The following is an 18611-nucleotide window of genomic DNA, read 5'->3' on the forward strand; positions in this document are numbered from 1 at the left end:
GTCCTGAGGTCACATGCCGATAGTTTGAGTCCATGAGCGCTCATTCCGACCCGCAGGGTCACCCCAAGAATTCCAACCCGGCAGGCCGCGCCGCTGGTGCCCTGAAGGCCCATCGTGCACCCCGGCACCAGATCGAGGACGGGGGCCGCTCCGGTGCCACCGTGCACCAGGGTGACCAGCTGCGCGTCGGCACCCTCTCCGCGGCGGCGGACCAGCCGTTCATGGTCAAGAACCGCCAGCGTGAGGACTTCGAGGAGTCCATCTCCGGGGACAGCGAGGACCACAAGACGTCCTCCCCGGTGAAGCTGACCGGCACCACCTGGAAGTACAGCGCCAAGCGGACCCTCACGGAGTTCGGTCGCGACAGCTGCACGGATCTTGCCGCAGGGCTGACCTACTACACGGTGCTCTCGGTCTTTCCGGCGCTGATCGCGCTGGTCTCGCTGATGTCATTCGTCGGCGAGGGTGAACGGACCCAGGAATTCCTGCTCTCCACCGCCGCGCAGATGCTCGAGTCCGACACCATGGAGCAGATCAGACCGGCCATCGAAGCCATCACGAGCGTGGAGGGTGCAGGTATCGGGCTGGCGCTCGGCCTGCTCACCGCGCTGTGGACCGCCTCGAACTACGTCAACGCCTTCTCCCGGTCGATGAACCGGGTCTACGAGGTGGAAGAGGGCCGCTCGCTGCTGAAGCTGCGTCCGATCTTCTACCTGGTCACCGCGGGGCTTCTCGTGCTGGTGGCCACCGCGGTCTTCCTGCTCCTGATCTCGGGGCCCATCGCCCGGGCGGTGGGGGACACCGTGGGGCTCGGCGAGACCGCCGTGACGATCTTCAACTGGGCCACCTATCCCGCGCTGCTGATCGTGGCTGTGATCTGCATCGCGATGCTCTATCACGTCACGCCGAATCTGCGTCAGCCCGGGGTCCGCTGGATCTCCGCCGGCGCCGTGCTGGCCATCTTGGTCATGGTGCTCGCGACTGCTGCGGTGTTCTTCTATGTGTCGAACTTCGGGAACTACGAGGCCACCTACGGCGCGCTGGCAGGCGTCATCATCTTCCTGATCTGGGTCTACATCATGAACCTGGTGCTGCTGCTGGGCGCCGAGTTCGACTCCGAACTGGAACGCGGACGCCAGCTGCAGAGCGGCATCGAGGCCGAGCGCACCATCATGCTTCCACCCCGGGACATGGGCACCGCAGAGAAGAAGTCCAAGAAGTATGAGGACCTCGTGGCGCAGGGCCAGGCGCTGCGCATGACTCAGGGTGAGACCTCCGATCCCGAGGCCTCCTGGCGGCGCTGAGCACCACACCCGGCACAGCGACGTAACACTCTGACTTATTCGCAGGTCAGCCCCCGTTACCAATGAGTAGCAGAAGTCTGATCCGAATGTTGCTTACGTGTTTCAAGCGGTAAAGTGGCGCTCCTCACATAACGTGCGGACATGTGACCGCCTGGTAACTCCCGTGCGATTCCCTGGGCGGAATCGCACGGGAGTTTCTCTTTCTCCAGGTGGCCGTTGCATGTTTCACGCATGTTTTCGCGGGTTGATCGGACGCAGAATCGAGCCGTGATCTGGGTCATATCTCAGTCGGTTGAGTCGGGTAACGATTCCATCACACGCGTTGAAATGGCCAACCGGCCAGTCGTGCCGACCGTAGTCTGGTTCGCACATTGAACCGGTGTTAGATGGGTCACCTTCTCGAGGGATGAGGGGAAGAAATCGCGCCGGTCACATCGCATTGAAGGATGAGGAGCAACTGTGAAACTGAGGAAACTCTCTGCGGCGACGGCCATTCTGGCCACCGGCGCACTCGTGCTCTCCGGCTGCACCCCCGGAGGCGACAACGACGACGCCGAGGCTGAAGAAACGTCCAACGGCGAAAATGGCGGCAACACCGACGCGATCACCGCGGAGGGGCAGCAGTTCACCACCGAGCCGGAGGACACCGGCAAGGCAGACACCAGTGACCTGGAGACCATGGATGACGAGATCTCGGTCTCCATCGGTGAGACCGAGTTCATCAGCTACCAGGGGTTCACCCCGGAGACCTACAGCACGTACAACTCCGTCGTGGTCAACCGACTCTTCGACGGCTTCGGCTACTGGGGCACCGACAACGTCTGGTACCCCAATGAGGACTTCGGCTCCTACGAGGTCACCAGCGAGGATCCCTTCACCGTGGAATACACCATCGGAGAGGATGTCAGCTGGTCAGACGGCACACCGGTGACCGTCGCGGACTACGTGCTCGACTGGGCGTATCAGAACGCCGAGCTCACCAACTCCGATGATGAGCCGCTCTTCAACGGCATCTCCCAGACCTACGGCGAACGCGTGCTCGAAGGCCCCCAGGGTGACCCCGAGGGCAAGACCTTCACCATCGAGTACACCGAGCCCTTTGCCGACTGGGAGATCCTGGTGGGCTCGGCGCTGCCGGCTCATGTCGTCGCAGAGCAGAGTGACATGGAGCTCGATGAGCTGGTCACCGCGGTGCGCGAGGCTGACACCGAGGCGCTGGAACCGGCAGCTGAGTTCTGGAACGACGGCTGGTTCACCGATCCAGGTGAGTTCCCCGATGAGGAGCTGATTCCCGTGACGGGCCCCTACAAGCTGGACAACTGGCAGGCCGGGGAGTCACTGACCATCACCGCGAACGAGGAGTACTGGGGCAACGCGCCGGGCACCGAGCGCATCGTCTACCGCTTCGTCAACGACGGCCAGCACGTCCAGGCCCTGGAGAACGGCGACCTCAACATCGCCCGTCCGCAGGCCACCGTCGACACCCGCGGCCAGCTCGAGCGTCTCGAAGATGACTTCGTGCTGCACGAGGGTGAGGCCGCCACCTGGGAGCACCTTGACTTCAACTTCAACGACGGTGCCTTCAGCGACAGCCTCGAACTGCGGGAGGCCTTCGCGATGTGCGTGCCCCGCCAGCAGATCGTCAGCAACCTGATCGAGCCGGTCAACCCCGAGGCCTCGGTGCTCAACGCCCGCGAGTCGCTGAGCTTCGAGGAGAACTACGAGGAGATCGTCTCCGAGAGCTATGAGGGCACCTACGACGAGGTCGATGTCGAAGGCGCCCGCGAGATCCTCGAGGCTGAGGACGCCGTCGGCACCGAGGTGCGCATCGGCTACGCCGGACCGAACCCGCGTCGCACGGACACCGTCGCCGAGATCCAGGCCTCCTGTGATGAAGCAGGCTTCGAGATCGTCGACGAGGGAAGCGAGGACTTCTTCGCTCCGGGCGGTGCCCTGGAGACCGGTGACTACGAGGTTGCGCTCTTCGCCTGGGCCGGTTCGGGCCAGGTCGTCTCGGGGCAGAACATCTACTCCACCGATCGCCCGCAGAACTACGGCGGCTACTCCAACGAGACCGTGGACGACCTGTTCAACCAGCTCGCGACGACTGAGGATGCCGACGAGCAGCAGGAGATCATCATCGGAATCGAGCAGGAGCTCTGGGGCGACCTGTTCGGGATCCCGCTCTACGTGCACCCGCAGCTCTCCGGCTCGGACATCACGATCAGCAACGTCCGCGACACCGCGTCGCAGGACCAGATCATGTGGAACGCCGAGCAGTGGCAGCGCGCCGAGTGATCTCAGCAGTCCGCAGGTCCCTCTCCGCTGAGCACCTCAGCTGATCAGGACCATCGACATCAGTGGGGTTCGATCCGGAAGAACTCCGGATCGAACCCCACTGATGCTTCCCCCACAGCTCGTGGAAGGTACAACCACCCCGTGTACAGCTATGTTCTGAAACGACTCCTCAGCGCCATCGCGGTGCTCTTCGGCGCCTCCCTGCTCGTCTTCGTCCTGGTGATCAACTCCGGTGATCCGCTCCTGGAGCTGCGCGAGTCCAATGCCGACAACGTCGAATTCCTGATCCAGCAGCGCATCGACTTCATGAACCTGGATCAGCCCTGGTACTCCAGGTACTGGATCTGGCTCTCCGGGATCGCCGGCTGCGCCGTCGGCGCCTGCGACTTCGGCACCAATATGAGCGGACAGGATGTCGGCGCCATGGTGGCGAACTCGGCGTCCTCCACGCTGCGCCTGGTCTTCCTGGCCACCATCCTCTCGATCAACATCGGCATCCTCACCGGCATCGTCACCGCGATCCGGCAGTACTCCTCCCTGGACTACGCGGTCTCGTTCTTCGTCTTCCTCTTCTTCTCGCTCCCGGTATTCTGGGCCGCGGTGCTGGCCAAGGACTGGATGGGCATCACCTACAACAACTGGCTGCGTGAACCACACTTCAGCTGGACGCAGATCTTCATGGTCGCGGCGGTCGCCGCGATCCTGGTGCCGCTGATCATCGGCGGCTCCGCCCGGCGGCGGCTGCTCACCGGTGCGGTGATGTTCGGCTTCGTGATGATCGCCATGCCGCTGCTGGACTCGTTGAACTACGCCCGAGAGCCCCGGCTCGGCCCCGCGCTGATCACGCTTCTGGGCATCGGACTCGCCTTCGGTCTGACCGCCCTGCTCTCCGGACTGAGGAACCGCAGCGTGCTGTACTCGGCGCTCACCGTGGTCGGGCTCGGCCTGGTCTCCTACTACGCCACCTTCTGGCTGCTGATCGACCCTCCGGGCGGCTGGCTGAGCATCGTCGGCCTCTTCGTGGTCACCATCACCGTCGCCGTGCTCGTGGGTCGAACCATGGGCGGCCACGCGAAGGGGCAGGCTGTGGCGGTCAGCGTGATCACCGCCTCGCTCTTCGCAGTCATGGTGCTGCTGGACCACTTCATGCGGGCCTGGCCCGAATTCCTGGGCATGAAGCCGCGTCCGATCGCCACGATCGGCTCATCCTCGCCGAACTTCAGCGGGGACTTCTGGCAGGTCTCCCTGGACCAGGGCACTCAGCTGATCCTGCCCACCACGATCCTGATGCTGGTCTCGGTGGCCACCTACACCCGGTACACCCGCAGCTCCATGCTGGAGGCCGTCAACCAGGACTACATCCGCACCGCACGCGCCAAGGGCGTCAACGAGCGCACCGTCGTCTTCAAACACGCCTTCCGCAACTCGATGATCCCGCTGACCACGATCGTGGCCTTCGACTTCGCCGGGCTGATCGGCGGCGCCGTCGTCGTCGAGCAGGTCTTCGGCTGGTCCGGCATGGGAAACATGTTCGTGACCGGCCTGAGCAACGCCGACCCCGCGCCCGTCATGGCGTTCACCCTCATCACCGGCGCCGCAGCGGTGCTGTTCAACCTGATTGCGGACCTCACGTATGCGGTCCTGGATCCGAGGATTAGAGTATGAGCTCACAGACACCCCCCATCCCGCCCGAGGACGTGCTCAGCGCCGCCGAGGCCGAAGATGCGAAACTCGCCAGCGCGCATCGCTCCTACTCACAGGGCCAGCTGGTCCGGCGGAGATTCTTCGCGCACAAGCCGGCCGTGGTCTCCATGGCCGTGCTGGTCTTCATCATCATCATCTCGGTGACCTCCATCGGTTTCTCCGGCCAGGGGACCGGCTGGTGGTCGAAGAGCTTCCTGGCCACCGGCATCACGGTCGACGGCGGCCGCCCCACCATGTTCAACGACGGCTTCCTCGGAGACCACCCCTTCGGCCAGGACAGCATCGGCCGGGACTACTTCGCCATGGTCATGCGCGGGATCCAGCAGTCGCTCGTGGTCGCGATCGGCGTGGCCTTCGCCTCCACCTTCCTCGGAGTGCTGGTCGGTGCTCTTGCCGGGTACTTCCGCGGGTGGATCGAGGCGGTGCTGATGCGCGTCACCGATGTGGTGATCGTGGTCCCGCTGCTCGCCCTCGCCGCGGTGTTCGGCGCCTATGCGCAGAACCTGCCCGGGGGGACGCTGACGCTGGCGCTGTTCATCGGACTGGCCACCTGGACCGGCACCGCCCGACTCGTCCGCGCTGAGATCCTCTCCCTGCGCGAGAAGGACTATGTCTCGGCGGCGGTCGCGATGGGCGCCCACCCGGCTCGAATCATCCTCAAGCACATGTTGCCCAACAGCATCGGGGTGATCGTGGTCAACGCGACCTTCGCCATCGCCGCGGCCATCCTGCTGGAGACCACGCTGTCCTACCTCGGATTCGGCGTGCAGCCCCCAGAGACCTCGTTGGGCTCGCTGATCCAGAACAATCAGAACGCCTTCACCACCCGACCCTGGCTCTTCTGGTTCCCCGGACTCTTCATCATCGCCATCGCGCTTAGCGTGAACTTCATCGGCGATGGACTCCGCGATGCCATCGACCCGCGGCAGAAGCGCACCGGTTCGAGCCGTCCCGGCTGGCGGACCGCCTTCGGCCTGCTGGGCCGGGCCACCGCAGAGGAGCGGGCCGGCACGCAGGTCAAGGAGCTCTCCGGAGGTCCCTCCCAGCTGCAGATGCCCGCAGGAATGAGCGATCACGGTCCAGACTTCGGCCACGATCCGACCGACGAGAAGAGGGACTCCTGATGCGCGAGCCAGTACTGAGCTACAAGGACATCCGGGTCAGCTTCGCCACCGAGTTCGGCGATGTGGATGCGGTCAAGGGCGTCTCCTTCGACGTCATGCCCGGCGAAGTCGTCGCCGTCGTCGGCGAATCAGGCTCCGGGAAGTCCGTGACCTCCTCCACTGCCATGGGGCTGCTGCCCGAGAACGCGACTGTCCACGGTGAGGTCCTGCTTGAAGGTCGCAGCGTGCTCAACATGTCCACCGCCGAGCGGCGCCGGCTGCGGGGTGCGGACATCAGCATGGTGTTCCAGGAACCGATGACGGCGCTGAACCCGGTGCTGCGCGTCTCCGATCAGCTGATCGAGGCCCTGCAGGTCCACGACGTCGCCTTCGGCGCAGAGGCGCTGGAGAGGTCCATCGAGCTGCTCGAGCGAGTGGGCATCCCCGACGCGCGGACCCGGATCCGGCAGTATCCACATCAGTTCTCCGGTGGGCAGCGGCAGCGCATCGTGATCGCCATGGCCATCGCCTGCGGGCCCAAGGTCATCATCGCCGATGAGCCGACCACCGCACTGGACGTCACGGTCCAGGCCGAGATCCTGGACCTGCTGCGCGAACTCAAGGAGGAGCTCAACACCGGCATCCTGCTGATCACCCACAACATGGGTGTGGTCGCAGATATGGCGGACCGCGTGGTGGTCATGCTCAACGGGGAGGTGGTGGAGACCGGCCCGGTCACCAAGATCCTCAGCCACCCCGAGCACCCTTACACCAGGCGTCTGCTCGCGGCGATGCCGCTGCTGCGCGCGGCGGGAGACCCATCCTTGGAGCCGGAGCGCGTGAGCGTCACCGAGCGTGCCGATGCCTCAGCTGACGGCCTCGCGCCCAACGGCACGACCAACGGCTTCTCCGGCGACGGAGACGACGGCGCCGCCAGCGTCGCGCCGCCGGCGCTTCAGGCCAAGGACGTCGCGCTGGAGTACAAGTTCCGCCGCAGGGCGACCCGGGTGGTGCATGACCTCAACTTCACCGTCCAGCCCGGGGAGATCATGGGTCTGGTGGGGGAGTCCGGTTCCGGCAAGTCCACCGTTGCCAAGGCGGTGCTGGGTCTGCTCGACGTCGCCGAAGGTGAGCTGCGCGTGCGCGGAATGAACATGCCGGCGCTGCCGTCGAAGGAGAGGAAGACGCTCAAGCGAGAGATCGGCGTGGTCTTCCAGGACCCGGCCGCGTCGCTTGATCCCCGATTCCCGATCGGCGACATCATCACCGAGCCCATGGTCGTACACAAGGAGGGAGACAAGAACTCACGGATGGCGCGGGCCAGGGAGCTGCTCGACGCCGTCAGGCTCCCCTCCAGCGTGCTCAACCGGTACCCGCACGAGCTCTCCGGAGGCCAGCGGCAGCGCATCAGCATCGCCCGCGCACTCACCCTGAACCCGACGCTGCTGATCGCCGATGAACCCACCTCCGCGCTGGACGTCTCCGTGCAGGCGGCGGTGCTGGACCTGTTCTCCGAGCTGCAGCAGCACTACGGCTTCGCCTGCCTCTTCGTCAGCCACGACCTCGCCGTGGTCGATGCTCTGGCACACAAGGTGATGGTCATGCAGAACGGGCGCACCGTGGAACAGGGGACCACCGACCAGGTGCTGCGCCACGCGAAGGAGTCCTACACCCAGCAGCTGCTGGCAGCCGCCCCGGTTCCCGACCCTGAGATCCAAGCTCGACGACGCACCGAACGGCAGCGTCTGCTCGCCGCGCTCGCCTGAGGAGATCCTGCAGGACGCTCTGCGCGCCTGCGCGTGAAACACGGTCACATGTACGGAACCTGTAACGCAGCTGAAAAACTGCCCTGCTAAACTCGCTCCCACAGGTGACCCACGCAACACTCGCGCGTAGATCACCGTATGCCCATAAAGCTCGCATCTTCTCGAGGAGTAATCGAATATGCACGTCAACAAGACATCCCGTCGCCATGGCGCGACGGGTGCCGTCGCGGTGACCGCAGCCGCAGCCCTGGTGCTGTCGGCCTGCGGCGGCGGTGGCGACAACGGCGGAGACAACGGCGAAACCGCCGAAGGCGTCGACGGCGGCGGCACCGTCTCGGCCTACAACTGCGAACCGCAGTTCCTGGTCCCCGCGAACTCCACCGAGGTCTGCGGCTCGTGGGTCCTCGGCTCCCTGTTCACCGGCCTGACCCAGACCGACTTCGACACCTACGAGCCCACCGCGGGCGTGGCCGAGTCCTGGGACACCGAGGACAACGTCACCTGGACCTTCACCCTGGGTGAGGACTGGACCTTCCACGACGGCGAAGAGATCACCGCACAGACCTTCGTGGAGACCTATAACTGGGCCGTCGACCCTGACAACGCCCAGCAGAGCGCCAACTTCTTCGACAACTTCCTGGGCTACCAGGAGGTCGTCGACGGTGACGCCGAGGAGCTGGAAGGCGTCCGCGCAGTCGATGAGTACACCCTCGAGATCGAGCTCACCGAGCCCTTCTCCCCGCTGCCCGACATGCTGACCTACACGGCGTTCTACCCGATGCCCTCGGTCGCCTTCGACGACATCGACGCCTTCGAGGAGGCGCCGGTCGGCAACGGTCGCTACCAGATGGACGGCGAGTGGCAGCACGACGAGCAGATCGCCGTGAACCGCTACGAGGACTGGGCCGGCGAGAACCCCGGCCTTCCCGAGCGGATCGAATGGCGCATCTACTCCGAGGTCGACACCGCCTACCTGGACGTCCAGGCCGGCAACCTCGACATCCTCGATGCCGCCCCGCCGAACCGCCGCACCACGGTGGAGGCCGACTTCGGCGAGAACTACCAGGACTTCGACACCTCTGCCTTCACCTACCTGGGCTTCCCGCTGTACCAGGAAGAATTCCAGGACGTCGATGTGCGCCACGCGCTCTCCATGGCGATCGATCGTGAACTGATCATCGACAACATCTACGACGGCGCGCAGACCCCGGCCGAGAACATCATCCCGCCGGACCTGATCGAGTCCAACGAGAACACCTGTGAGTTCTGCCAGTTCGATCCCGAGGCTGCCGCAGACCTCTACGAAGAGGCCGGCGGACCTGAAGAGCTGACCGTCTACTTCAACTCCGGTGCAGGTCACGAAGACTGGGTCGAGGCCGTCTCCAACCAGTGGCGCGAGCACCTGGGCATCGAAGACATCACCTTCGAGTCCCTCGAGTTCGCCCAGTACCTCGGTCTCCACGACGAGCAGGCGATCAGCGGGCCGTACCGTCTGGGCTGGACCCTGTCCTACCCCAGCGCGCAGTACGCGATGGAGCCCATCTACTCCACCGGCGCCTCCTCGAACTACGCCGACTACTCGTCCGACGAGTTCGACCAGCTGATCGGCGAAGCCAATGCCGAGACCGATCCCGACGCGGCGGCCGAGCTCTACACCGACGCCGAGGCCGTCCTCCTCGAGGACATGCCGGTGATCCCGATGTGGTTCACCAACTACCTCACGGTGCACAGCGACCGGATCGATGGAGAGTCCCTCTTCATGGATCAGGCCACCTTCACCCGCCTCGAGCAGGTCGTGGTGACCGAGGAGTAATCCTCAACCCTTCAGAGGCGCGGGCCGCGCGGGGACACCCCGCGCGCCCCCAAGGGCGTGGGCAACGCCCGCCATGCGGCAAACGGCGGTGCTGGGGTCGTCGTCCTTCCCCTAACCACACCCCCCCCCGCCCCCCCCCCCCCCCCCCCCCCCCCCCCCCCCCCGCCTCTGGCATGTCGACGCGCAAGGATTCCGGAAAACCGGGTCCAAGTCCCTATCATTGATCGCGGCGTCGCCCTCGACACAGAGAAGACCTCTCTGACGAGACAGATGCTCGGCGCACCCGCGCCACCACCCGCACCCACAAGGACAGCAATGACCCGCTATATCATTCGGCGTCTGCTCCAGTTCATCCCGGTCATCCTGATCTCCACGCTGATCGTCTATGCACTGGTCTTCGCCATTCCCGGTGACCCCATCCGAGCCCTCGCCGGGGACCGCCCGATGAGCGACGCCGTCAGGGAGACCCTGCGCGAGCAGTACAACCTGGATGACCCGTTCCTGGTCCAGTACTTCAAATACATCTGGGGGATCGTCACCGCCCTGGACTTCGGTTCGACCTTCAACGGCCGCCCGGTCACCGACATCATCGAACAGCGCCTGCCGGTCACCGCGACGCTGGCCCTGGTGACCCTCGTGATCCAGACCATCATGGGCGTCATCGCCGGCATCCTCGCCGCCCTGTACCGCGACCGCTTCTTCGACCGCTTCGTCCAGGTCTCCACCGTGGCCATGGTGGCGCTGCCCACCCTGGTGATCGGCTTCCTGCTCCAGCTGATCTTCGGACTCAACCTGGGCTGGTTCCCCATCGCCGGGATCAACAACGGCATCACCAGCTACATCCTTCCCGCCCTGACCATGGCTGCGGTCTCCACCGGCATCCTGGCCCGGCTGGTGCGCAGCGAGCTGCTGGACTCGCTGAAGTCCGACTATGTCCGCACCGCCACCGCCAAGGGGATGAAGCGCACCCGGGTGATCACCCGCCACGGGCTGCGCAACTCGCTGATCCCCGCCGTCACCTTCATCGGCGCCGACCTCGCGAGCATGCTCGGCGGCTCCATCATCGTGGAGACGATCTTCAACCTCCCCGGACTGGGCCAGCAGGTCTTCAACTCCATCCAGGGGCAGGAGGGCACCGTCGTCGTCGGCATCGTGACCCTCTTCGTGCTCTTCTTCGTGGTGATCAACCTGATCGTTGATCTCCTCTATGGCCTTCTCGACCCAAGGATCCGTTATGAGTGAGACACACCGCCCCGAAGCGCGCGGGGAGCCGATCGACTCGACCATCACACCCGCCGGAGAATCGACCAAGAAGGTCGAGGAGGCCAGCCTGCTCGCCGATGCCTGGCGCTCGCTGCGGAAGAACCCCTGGTTCATCATCTCCGCGGTCCTGCTGGTGCTCTTCCTGGGGATGGCGATCTTCCCGCAGCTGTTCACCAACACCGATCCGCGCGAGTGCCTGCTCGGACGCAGCCGGCAGTCGCCCTCGGCCGAGCACTGGTTCGGCACCGATGTGCAGGGCTGCGACTACTACAGCCGAGTCATCCACGGCGCCCGGAACTCCATCGCCGTCGGATTCATCGTCGCCATCGGCACCTTCATCATCGCCGTGGTCCTCGGCCTGGTCGCCGGATACTTCGGCTCCTGGGTCGACGCCGTGATCTCACGCATCACCGACATGGTCTTCGCCGTGCCCTACATCCTGGGTGCGCTGGTGTTCCTCAACGTGCTGGAGTCCCGCGGGGTGCGCGAAGTGGCCTTCGTGCTGATCATCTTCATGTGGCCGACCATGACGCGTCTGATGCGCGGCTCGGTCATCTCGGTGGTGAACTCCGAGTTCGTGCTGGCCGCCCGCGCCCTGGGCGCCGGACCGATCACCATCATGCGCCGGCACATCCTGCCCAACTCGCTGGGACCGGTGATCGGCTACGCCACGGTGTTCACCGGCATCATCATCGGCGCCGAGGCGACGCTGACCTTCCTCGGCGTGGGCCTGCAGCTGCCAGCCATCTCCTGGGGGCTGCAACTCTCGGATGCGCAGCCGTTCCTGCAGACCGTCCCGCACCTGCTGCTGTTCCCGGTGATCTTCGTGGGACTCACGGTGTTCGCATTCATGACCATGGGCGACGCCATCCGCGACGCCCTTGATCCCAAATCCAAGAAGTGAAGGGCTGGATCTCATGACTGAATCCCAGACCTCGACCGGGTTCACCCCCGGCACCAGTCCCGGCGACGCCCCGCTGCTGGAGGTCGAGGACCTCCAGGTGGAGTTCCGCACCAAGGCCGGCGTCGCCAGGGCCATCAACGGGCTGAACTTCACCCTGCACGCGGGGGAGACCCTCGCGATCCTGGGCGAGTCCGGCTCGGGCAAGTCCGTGACCGCGCAGACCATCATGGGCATCCTGGACATGCCCCCGGGGCGGATCGCCGGCGGCGAGATCCGCTACCGCGGCGATGACCTGCTCACCATGAACGAGGAGTCGCGCCGGAAGCTGCGCGGCGGGAAGATCGCGATGATCTTCCAGGACGCACTGTCCTCGCTGAACCCGGTGCTGCCGGTCGGCTGGCAGATCGCCGAGATGTTCCGCGTCCACCGCGGGATGAAGCGCAAAGAGGCCAGGGCAAAGGCCGTGGAGATGATGCAGCGCGTCGGGATCCCCGGCGCCGAGGAGCGGGCGGGCGACTTCCCGCACCAGTTCTCCGGCGGCATGCGCCAGCGGATCATGATCGCCATGGCCATCGCCCTGGACCCCGACGTGCTGATCGCCGATGAGCCCACCACCGCGTTGGACGTGACCGTCCAGGCCCAGGTGATGCGGCTGCTCAAGGACCTGCAGACCGAGTTCAACATGGGGCTGATCCTGATCACCCACGATCTCGGCGTGGTCGCCGACGTCGCGGACAAGATCGCGGTGATGTACTCGGGACGCGTCATGGAGGCCGCCGACGTCTACGAGACCTACGCCAAGCCCGGTCACCCCTACACCCAGGGCCTGCTGGCCTCGATCCCGCGGATCGACGACGAGGGCGGACGCCTGCGCGCGATATCGGGGCTGCCGCCCTCGCTGACCGACATGCCGCCGGGCTGCCCGTTCAACCCGCGCTGCGAGTTCGCCACCGACCGCTGCCGGACCGAACGTCCGGAACTGCGGCTGGTGGCCGAGGGACACCTCTCGGCGTGCCACTACGCCGAGGACGTCTACGCCGGCACCGCCACCCGCACACGGCGCCCGTCACCCACCGGCGCCGGCATGATCGACGTCTCTGAGGAGGCACCAGAATGAGCCTGTCTGTTCCCGCCGCGGCCGCGGACCCCTTCGCCGACAAGCCCTCGGTCCTTGAGGTCGACGGCCTGGTCAAGCACTTCCCGATCACCCAGGGCATCGTCTTCCAGCGCAAGGTCGGCGCCGTCAAGGCCGTGGACGGGGTGAGCTTCAACCTGCGCGAGGGCGAGACCCTGGGCATCGTGGGAGAGTCCGGCTGCGGCAAGTCCACCCTGGCGAAGCTGCTGATGCGCCTGGAGGAGCCCGACGCCGGCACCGTGAAGTTTCGCGGCAAGGACTTCCTCTCGGTCAAGGGCGATGAGCTGCGCCGGCTGCGGCGCAAGATCCAGATCATCTTCCAAGACCCCTACACCTCGCTGAACCCGCGCATGTCCGTGGGCGACATCATCGCCGAGCCGTTCAAGCTGCACCCGGAGGAGAAGCCGAAGCAGGGGATCCGCAATCGGGTCAAGGAGCTGCTGGACCTGGTCGGGCTGAACCCCGAGCACATCAACCGGTACCCGCACCAGTTCTCCGGCGGTCAGCGCCAGCGGATCGGCATCGCCCGCGGGCTGGCGCTGAACCCCGATGTCATCATCTGCGACGAGCCCGTCTCGGCGCTGGACGTCTCGGTCCAGGCGCAGGTGATGAACCTGCTCGACGACCTGCAGAAGGAGTTCGGGCTCAGCTACATCTTCATCGCCCACGACCTCTCGGTCGTCCGGCACATCTCGGACCGGGTCGGTGTCATGTACCTGGGCAAGCTCGCCGAGCTGGGCACCCAGGACGAGATCTACACCGGTCCGGCACACCCCTACACCCAGGCGCTGCTCTCCGCGGTGCCGCTGCCGGACCCCACCCTGCGCGGGGCGCGCGAGCAGATCGTGCTCCAGGGCGACCCGCCGAACCCGGCGAACCCGCCCTCGGGCTGCCGCTTCCGCACCCGCTGCTGGAAGGCCACCGAGATCTGCGCCACGCAGGAGCCGGAGCTGATCTCGCGCGGTCAGATCACCCAGCTGACCGCCTGCCACCACGCCCAGCAGAACGAGAAGGTCATCCCCTCCCACGGCTAGCCGGCGCCTGGGTCGCAGGCGTGGTGACGCCTGCGGCACAGGCCTCGCGAAGCCGGCCTCCCAGGCTCAGCTCAAGCGCCGGTGACCACAATCATTGCCGGTCTCGCCGTTCGAGGCCGTACACTGGAAAGGTGTGGTCGCGACACGGCCGTGTCGCTGTGCGCTCTGACCCACCCGAATCCACACTGTTGAACCACGAAGTGACATGGACGAGTCGAGGCATGACATCGACCGACCAGACACGTCACACTCTCCTCTATGGAAGGCGTTGCCCCTCTTATGACCACTGCTGCCGCTCGTACACTTGCAGGCACTGACGAGCGCCAGGATCTGCGCAACGTCGCCATCGTCGCTCACGTCGACCACGGCAAGACCACTCTGGTCGATGCCATGCTCACCCAGACCAAGTCTGTCGGTGGCCACGGCGATCTCGAGGACCGGGTCATGGACTCCGGTGAGCTCGAGAAGGAGAAGGGCATCACGATCCTGGCCAAGAACACCACCGTGTTCTATTCCGGCCCGGCCGCCACCAAGCACGCCGGCATGGACAAGGTCACCATCAACGTGATCGACACCCCCGGTCACGCCGACTTCGGCGGTGAGGTCGAGCGCGGCCTCTCCATGGTCGACGGCGTGGTGCTCCTGGTGGACGCCTCTGAGGGCCCGCTGCCCCAGACCCGCTTCGTGCTGCGCAAGGCACTGAACGCCCAGCTTCCGGTGATCCTGGTCGTCAACAAGACCGACCGCCCCGATGCGCGCATCGACGGCGTCGTCTCCGACACCATGGACCTGCTGCTCGGCCTGGCCTCCGACGTCGCCGAGGAGAACCCCGACCTGGACCTGGACTCCGTGCTGGACGTCCCTGTGGTCTTCGCCTCCGGCAAGGCCGGCCGCGCCTCGAAGAACCAGCCCGAAGACGGCGGACTTCCCGACGCCGAAGATCTCGAAGCGCTGTTCGACACCATCCTCGAGCACGTCCCGGCCCCGAAGTACGACGCCGAAGAGGTCCTTCAGGCCCACGTCACCAACCTCGACGCCTCACCCTTCCTCGGCCGCCTCGCCCTGCTGCGCATCTTCAACGGCACGCTGAAGAAGAACCAGCAGGTCGCCTGGGCCCGCAAGGACGGCACCATGAAGACGGTGAAGATCACCGAGCTTCTCGCCACCAAGGGTCTGGAGCGCGTCTCCGCCGAGTCCGCCGGACCGGGTGAGATCGTCGCCGTCGCCGGCATCTCTGACATCATGATCGGTGAGACCCTCACCGACCTGGAGAACCCCAAGCCGCTGCCGACCATCACCGTGGACGACCCCGCGATCTCCATGACCATCGGCATCAACACCTCGCCGATGGCCGGCCGGGTCAAGGGCGCGAAGGTCACCGCCCGCCAGGTCAAGGACCGGCTGGACAAGGAGCTCATCGGCAACGTCTCGCTCAAGGTGTTCCCCACCGAGCGTCCCGACACCTGGGAGGTCCAGGGCCGCGGCGAGCTCGCGCTGGCCATCCTGGTCGAGCAGATGCGCCGTGAAGGCTTCGAGCTGACCGTGGGCAAGCCCCAGGTCGTCACCCGCGAGATCGACGGCAAGCTCCACGAGCCCATGGAGAACATGATCGTGGACTCTCCCGAGGAGTTCATGGGTGCGATCACCCAGCTCATGGCGTCCCGCAAGGGCACCATGACCACGATGACCAACAACGGCACCGGCTGGATCCGCATGGAGTTCATGGTGCCCGCCCGCGGCCTCATCGGCTTCCGCACCAAGTTCCTCACCGACACCCGCGGCGCCGGCATCGCCTCCTCCTACGCCGCAGGCTACGAGCCGTGGAAGGGCCTGATCGAGTACCGCACCTCCGGTTCGCTGATCTCCGACCGCACCGGCACGGCGACCCCGTTCGCCATGATCAACCTGCAGGAGCGCGGCACCTTCTTCGTGGACCCGCAGGAAGAGGTCTACGAGGGCATGGTCGTCGGCGAGAACGCTCGCCACGACGACATGGAGGTCAACATCACGAAGGAGAAGAAGCTCACCAACATGCGTGCAGCGGCTGCCGACTCCTTCGAGGGCCTGACCCCGCCGACCAAGCTGACCCTCGAGGAGTCCCTCGAGTTCGCCAATGAGGACGAGTGCGTGGAGGTCACCCCGCATTCGATCCGCATCCGCAAGGTCATCTTGAACTCCTCCGAGCGCATGCGTGACACACGCAAGAAGAAGAGCGCTTCACAGTAATGACCGCACCGCAGGACACCGCGACACCCTCGCGGAGAAGCTCGCTGCGACCAGCGCTGCTGGGCGTCTGCTTCTCCGCAGGGGTGGTCCTCGGGATCCTGGGCACCGTGCTCCACGGCAACATCCTGATGCTCGGGCCCACCGAGACCGGGACCGTGCTGCCCTGGGGCGCGGCGCTGGCCCTGCTGATGTGCCTGCTGGCGCAGCTGTGGGCCGGGCTGAAGAGCGGCTCGCTGCTGGAGCCGATGCTGATGGGCGTGACCACCTTCACCGTGGCCTCGATCGCCTACCTCTGGCCCGGACCCGACCAGCTCGTGGTGCCCTACAGCCCCGAGGCCATGGCGCTGCTTCCCGGACCCACGCTGGCCTCGGTGATCTGGTGGCTGGGCACCGCGGCGGTGACCCTTATCAGCATGGTCCTCGTCAAGTGGATCATTGTGCGGGACCGCGCCGCATCTCGGTAGACTCTACTTACGCACTCGTAGAAAGACAGAGGAGTCCATGACGTACATCATTGCCCTTCCTTGCGTGGATCTGAAGGACAAGGCCTGCATCGATGAATGTCCGGTGGACTGCATCTATGAGGGGGACCGGATGCTTTACATCCACCCCGATGAATGCGTGGACTGCGGCGCCTGCGAGCCGGTCTGCCCGGTGGAGGCCATCTATTACGAGGACGACACCCCGTCGCAGTGGTCGGAGTACTACCGCGCCAATGTGGAGTTCTTCGACGAGGTCGGTTCCCCCGGCGGCGCGGCGAAGGTCGGGCTGATCCCCAAAGACCACGAGATCGTCGCGGCCCTGCCCCCGCAGCAGCAGTGACCCAGCAGCCCTGACCACTCACCCCAGCGGAGGCCTCCATGCTCACCCTTCCTGAGTACCCCTGGGATGCGATGGCTCCCTACCTGGAACAGGCGCGGCAGCACCCCGAGGGAGTCGTCAACCTCTCCATCGGCACCCCCGTGGATCCCACCCCTGCGGTGATCCAGGCGGCGCTCACCGCGGCCGCCGACGCCCCCGGGTACCCCACGACCCATGGCACGCTCGCGCTGCGCGAGGCGATCTCCGGCTGGTTCGCGCGCCGCCGGGGGGTCACCGGGCTGGACCCGGAGAACATCCTTCCCACGGTGGGCTCCAAGGAGCTCGTGGCCTGGCTGCCCACCCTGCTGGGACTCGGTGCCCGCGCGGGAGCCGGAGCCGCCGACGTCGTGCTCCGCCCGCTGGTGGCCTACCCGACCTATGACATCGGCGCGCAGATCGCCGGAGCCACCCCGCTGGCCACCGATGATCCGCTCAGCCTCGACGAGGAGACCCTGCAGCGGGTCAAGCTGATCTGGATCAACTCACCCTCGAACCCCACCGGAGCGGTCGCCGGAGTCGACTGGATGCGCGCGGTGGTCCAGCTCGCCCGCCGCATCGGTGCAGTGGTCGCCTCTGACGAGTGCTACGCCGAACTCCCCTGGGAGGTCGAGGACGACGACGTCCCCTCGGTCCTGGACCCGCGGGTCTGCGGGACCGATCCGGAGACCGGCAGGGCCGACCACCGGGGACTGCTCGCGGTCTACTCGGCTTCGAAGCAGTCCAACCTCGCCGGCTACCGCGCCGCCTTCGCCGCGGGCTGCCCGGAGCTGATCAGTGGGCTGATCAACACTCGCAAGCACGCCGGAATGATCGTGCCCGCCCCGATCCAGGCCGCACTTGCCGTGGCGCTGAATGACGACGCCCACGTGCAGGCCCAGCGCGAGCTCTACCGCCGGCGTCGTGCGCTGATGGTGCCGGCGCTGCAGGCCTCCGGCCTGCAGATCGAAGAATCCGTCGCCGGTCTGTACCTGTGGTGCCGCGCGGCGGAGTCAGACCCCTCCGCCGCCACGGCGGAGGACACCTGGGCGCTGGTGGATCAGATGGCGCAGCGCGGGATCGTCGTCGGCCCCGGGGTGTTCTACGGCGAACAGGGCAACGGGTACATCCGAGTGGCGCTGACAGCCACGGATGAGCGCATCGCCGCCGCGGCGAACCGGCTCACGGGCTGAGCCGGGCTCTCGGGCCCGGGCCCGCGAAAGG

Annotated in this window: 14 protein-coding genes; all 14 read left to right on the forward strand. The window is 66.0% G+C overall.

Annotated elements, in window-relative coordinates; genetic code table 11:
* Positions 1-32 precede the first annotated feature (32 nt).
* The 14 genes from LSI54_RS02005 to dapC all read left to right on the forward strand — a co-directional run bounded on the left by LSI54_RS02005 (position 33) and on the right by dapC (position 18580).
* Entirely contained in the window at positions 33-1304 is a 1272-nt protein-coding gene (locus LSI54_RS02005) for a YihY/virulence factor BrkB family protein (protein ID WP_241464004.1), read from the forward strand.
* Positions 1305-1763: 459 nt separating this feature from the next.
* The gene (locus LSI54_RS02010; RefSeq protein WP_241477629.1) at positions 1764-3602 is read left to right on the forward strand and encodes an ABC transporter substrate-binding protein; all 1839 of its coding nucleotides are present in this window, start codon (positions 1764-1766) and stop codon (positions 3600-3602) included.
* Between the two features lie 141 nt (positions 3603-3743).
* The gene (locus tag LSI54_RS02015) at positions 3744-5267 is read left to right on the forward strand and encodes an ABC transporter permease (protein ID WP_241477630.1); all 1524 of its coding nucleotides are present in this window, start codon (positions 3744-3746) and stop codon (positions 5265-5267) included.
* A complete protein-coding gene (locus LSI54_RS02020; RefSeq protein WP_241464007.1) occupies positions 5264-6430 on the forward strand; it encodes an ABC transporter permease in 1167 nt (388 codons plus the stop codon). Before LSI54_RS02015 ends, LSI54_RS02020 begins: the two co-directional genes overlap by 4 nt.
* A complete protein-coding gene (locus LSI54_RS02025; RefSeq protein ID WP_241470106.1) occupies positions 6430-8175 on the forward strand; it encodes an ABC transporter ATP-binding protein in 1746 nt (581 codons plus the stop codon). Before LSI54_RS02020 ends, LSI54_RS02025 begins: the two co-directional genes overlap by 1 nt.
* A gap of 178 nt (positions 8176-8353) precedes the next feature.
* Positions 8354-9988: a peptide ABC transporter substrate-binding protein gene (locus LSI54_RS02030; protein ID WP_241464009.1), complete on the forward strand. Its 1635-nt coding sequence runs from the start codon at positions 8354-8356 to the stop codon at positions 9986-9988.
* 315 nt (positions 9989-10303) lie between these two features.
* Complete coding sequence (locus tag LSI54_RS02035; protein WP_241470104.1) at positions 10304-11230, forward strand: ABC transporter permease; 927 nt, start codon at positions 10304-10306, stop codon at positions 11228-11230.
* A complete protein-coding gene (locus LSI54_RS02040) occupies positions 11223-12155 on the forward strand; it encodes an ABC transporter permease (RefSeq protein ID WP_241464011.1) in 933 nt (310 codons plus the stop codon). The genes LSI54_RS02035 and LSI54_RS02040 overlap by 8 nt, the downstream gene beginning before the upstream one ends.
* A 13-nt stretch (positions 12156-12168) precedes the next feature.
* Complete coding sequence (locus LSI54_RS02045) at positions 12169-13272, forward strand: ABC transporter ATP-binding protein (RefSeq protein WP_241477631.1); 1104 nt, start codon at positions 12169-12171, stop codon at positions 13270-13272.
* Positions 13269-14324: an ABC transporter ATP-binding protein gene (locus tag LSI54_RS02050; RefSeq protein WP_241464013.1), complete on the forward strand. Its 1056-nt coding sequence runs from the start codon at positions 13269-13271 to the stop codon at positions 14322-14324. The genes LSI54_RS02045 and LSI54_RS02050 overlap by 4 nt, the downstream gene beginning before the upstream one ends.
* A 279-nt stretch (positions 14325-14603) precedes the next feature.
* Positions 14604-16550, forward strand: a complete 1947-nt coding sequence (gene typA / locus LSI54_RS02055) for a translational GTPase TypA (protein ID WP_241464014.1) — start codon at positions 14604-14606, stop codon at positions 16548-16550.
* Entirely contained in the window at positions 16550-17014 is a 465-nt protein-coding gene (locus LSI54_RS02060) for a hypothetical protein (protein ID WP_241464015.1), read from the forward strand. Before typA ends, LSI54_RS02060 begins: the two co-directional genes overlap by 1 nt.
* A gap of 37 nt (positions 17015-17051) precedes the next feature.
* On the forward strand, positions 17052-17372 hold the full coding sequence (fdxA, locus tag LSI54_RS02065; RefSeq protein ID WP_036474056.1) for a ferredoxin: 321 nt from the start codon (positions 17052-17054) through the stop codon (positions 17370-17372).
* 38 nt (positions 17373-17410) lie between these two features.
* Positions 17411-18580 (forward strand): succinyldiaminopimelate transaminase, encoded by a 1170-nt coding sequence (dapC, locus tag LSI54_RS02070; protein ID WP_241477632.1) that lies wholly within the window; start codon positions 17411-17413, stop codon positions 18578-18580.
* The last annotated feature ends 31 nt before the right edge of the window (positions 18581-18611 follow it).

This window comes from Nesterenkonia sp. AY15 (assembly GCF_022565855.1).
GTDB lineage: Bacteria > Actinomycetota > Actinomycetes > Actinomycetales > Micrococcaceae > Nesterenkonia.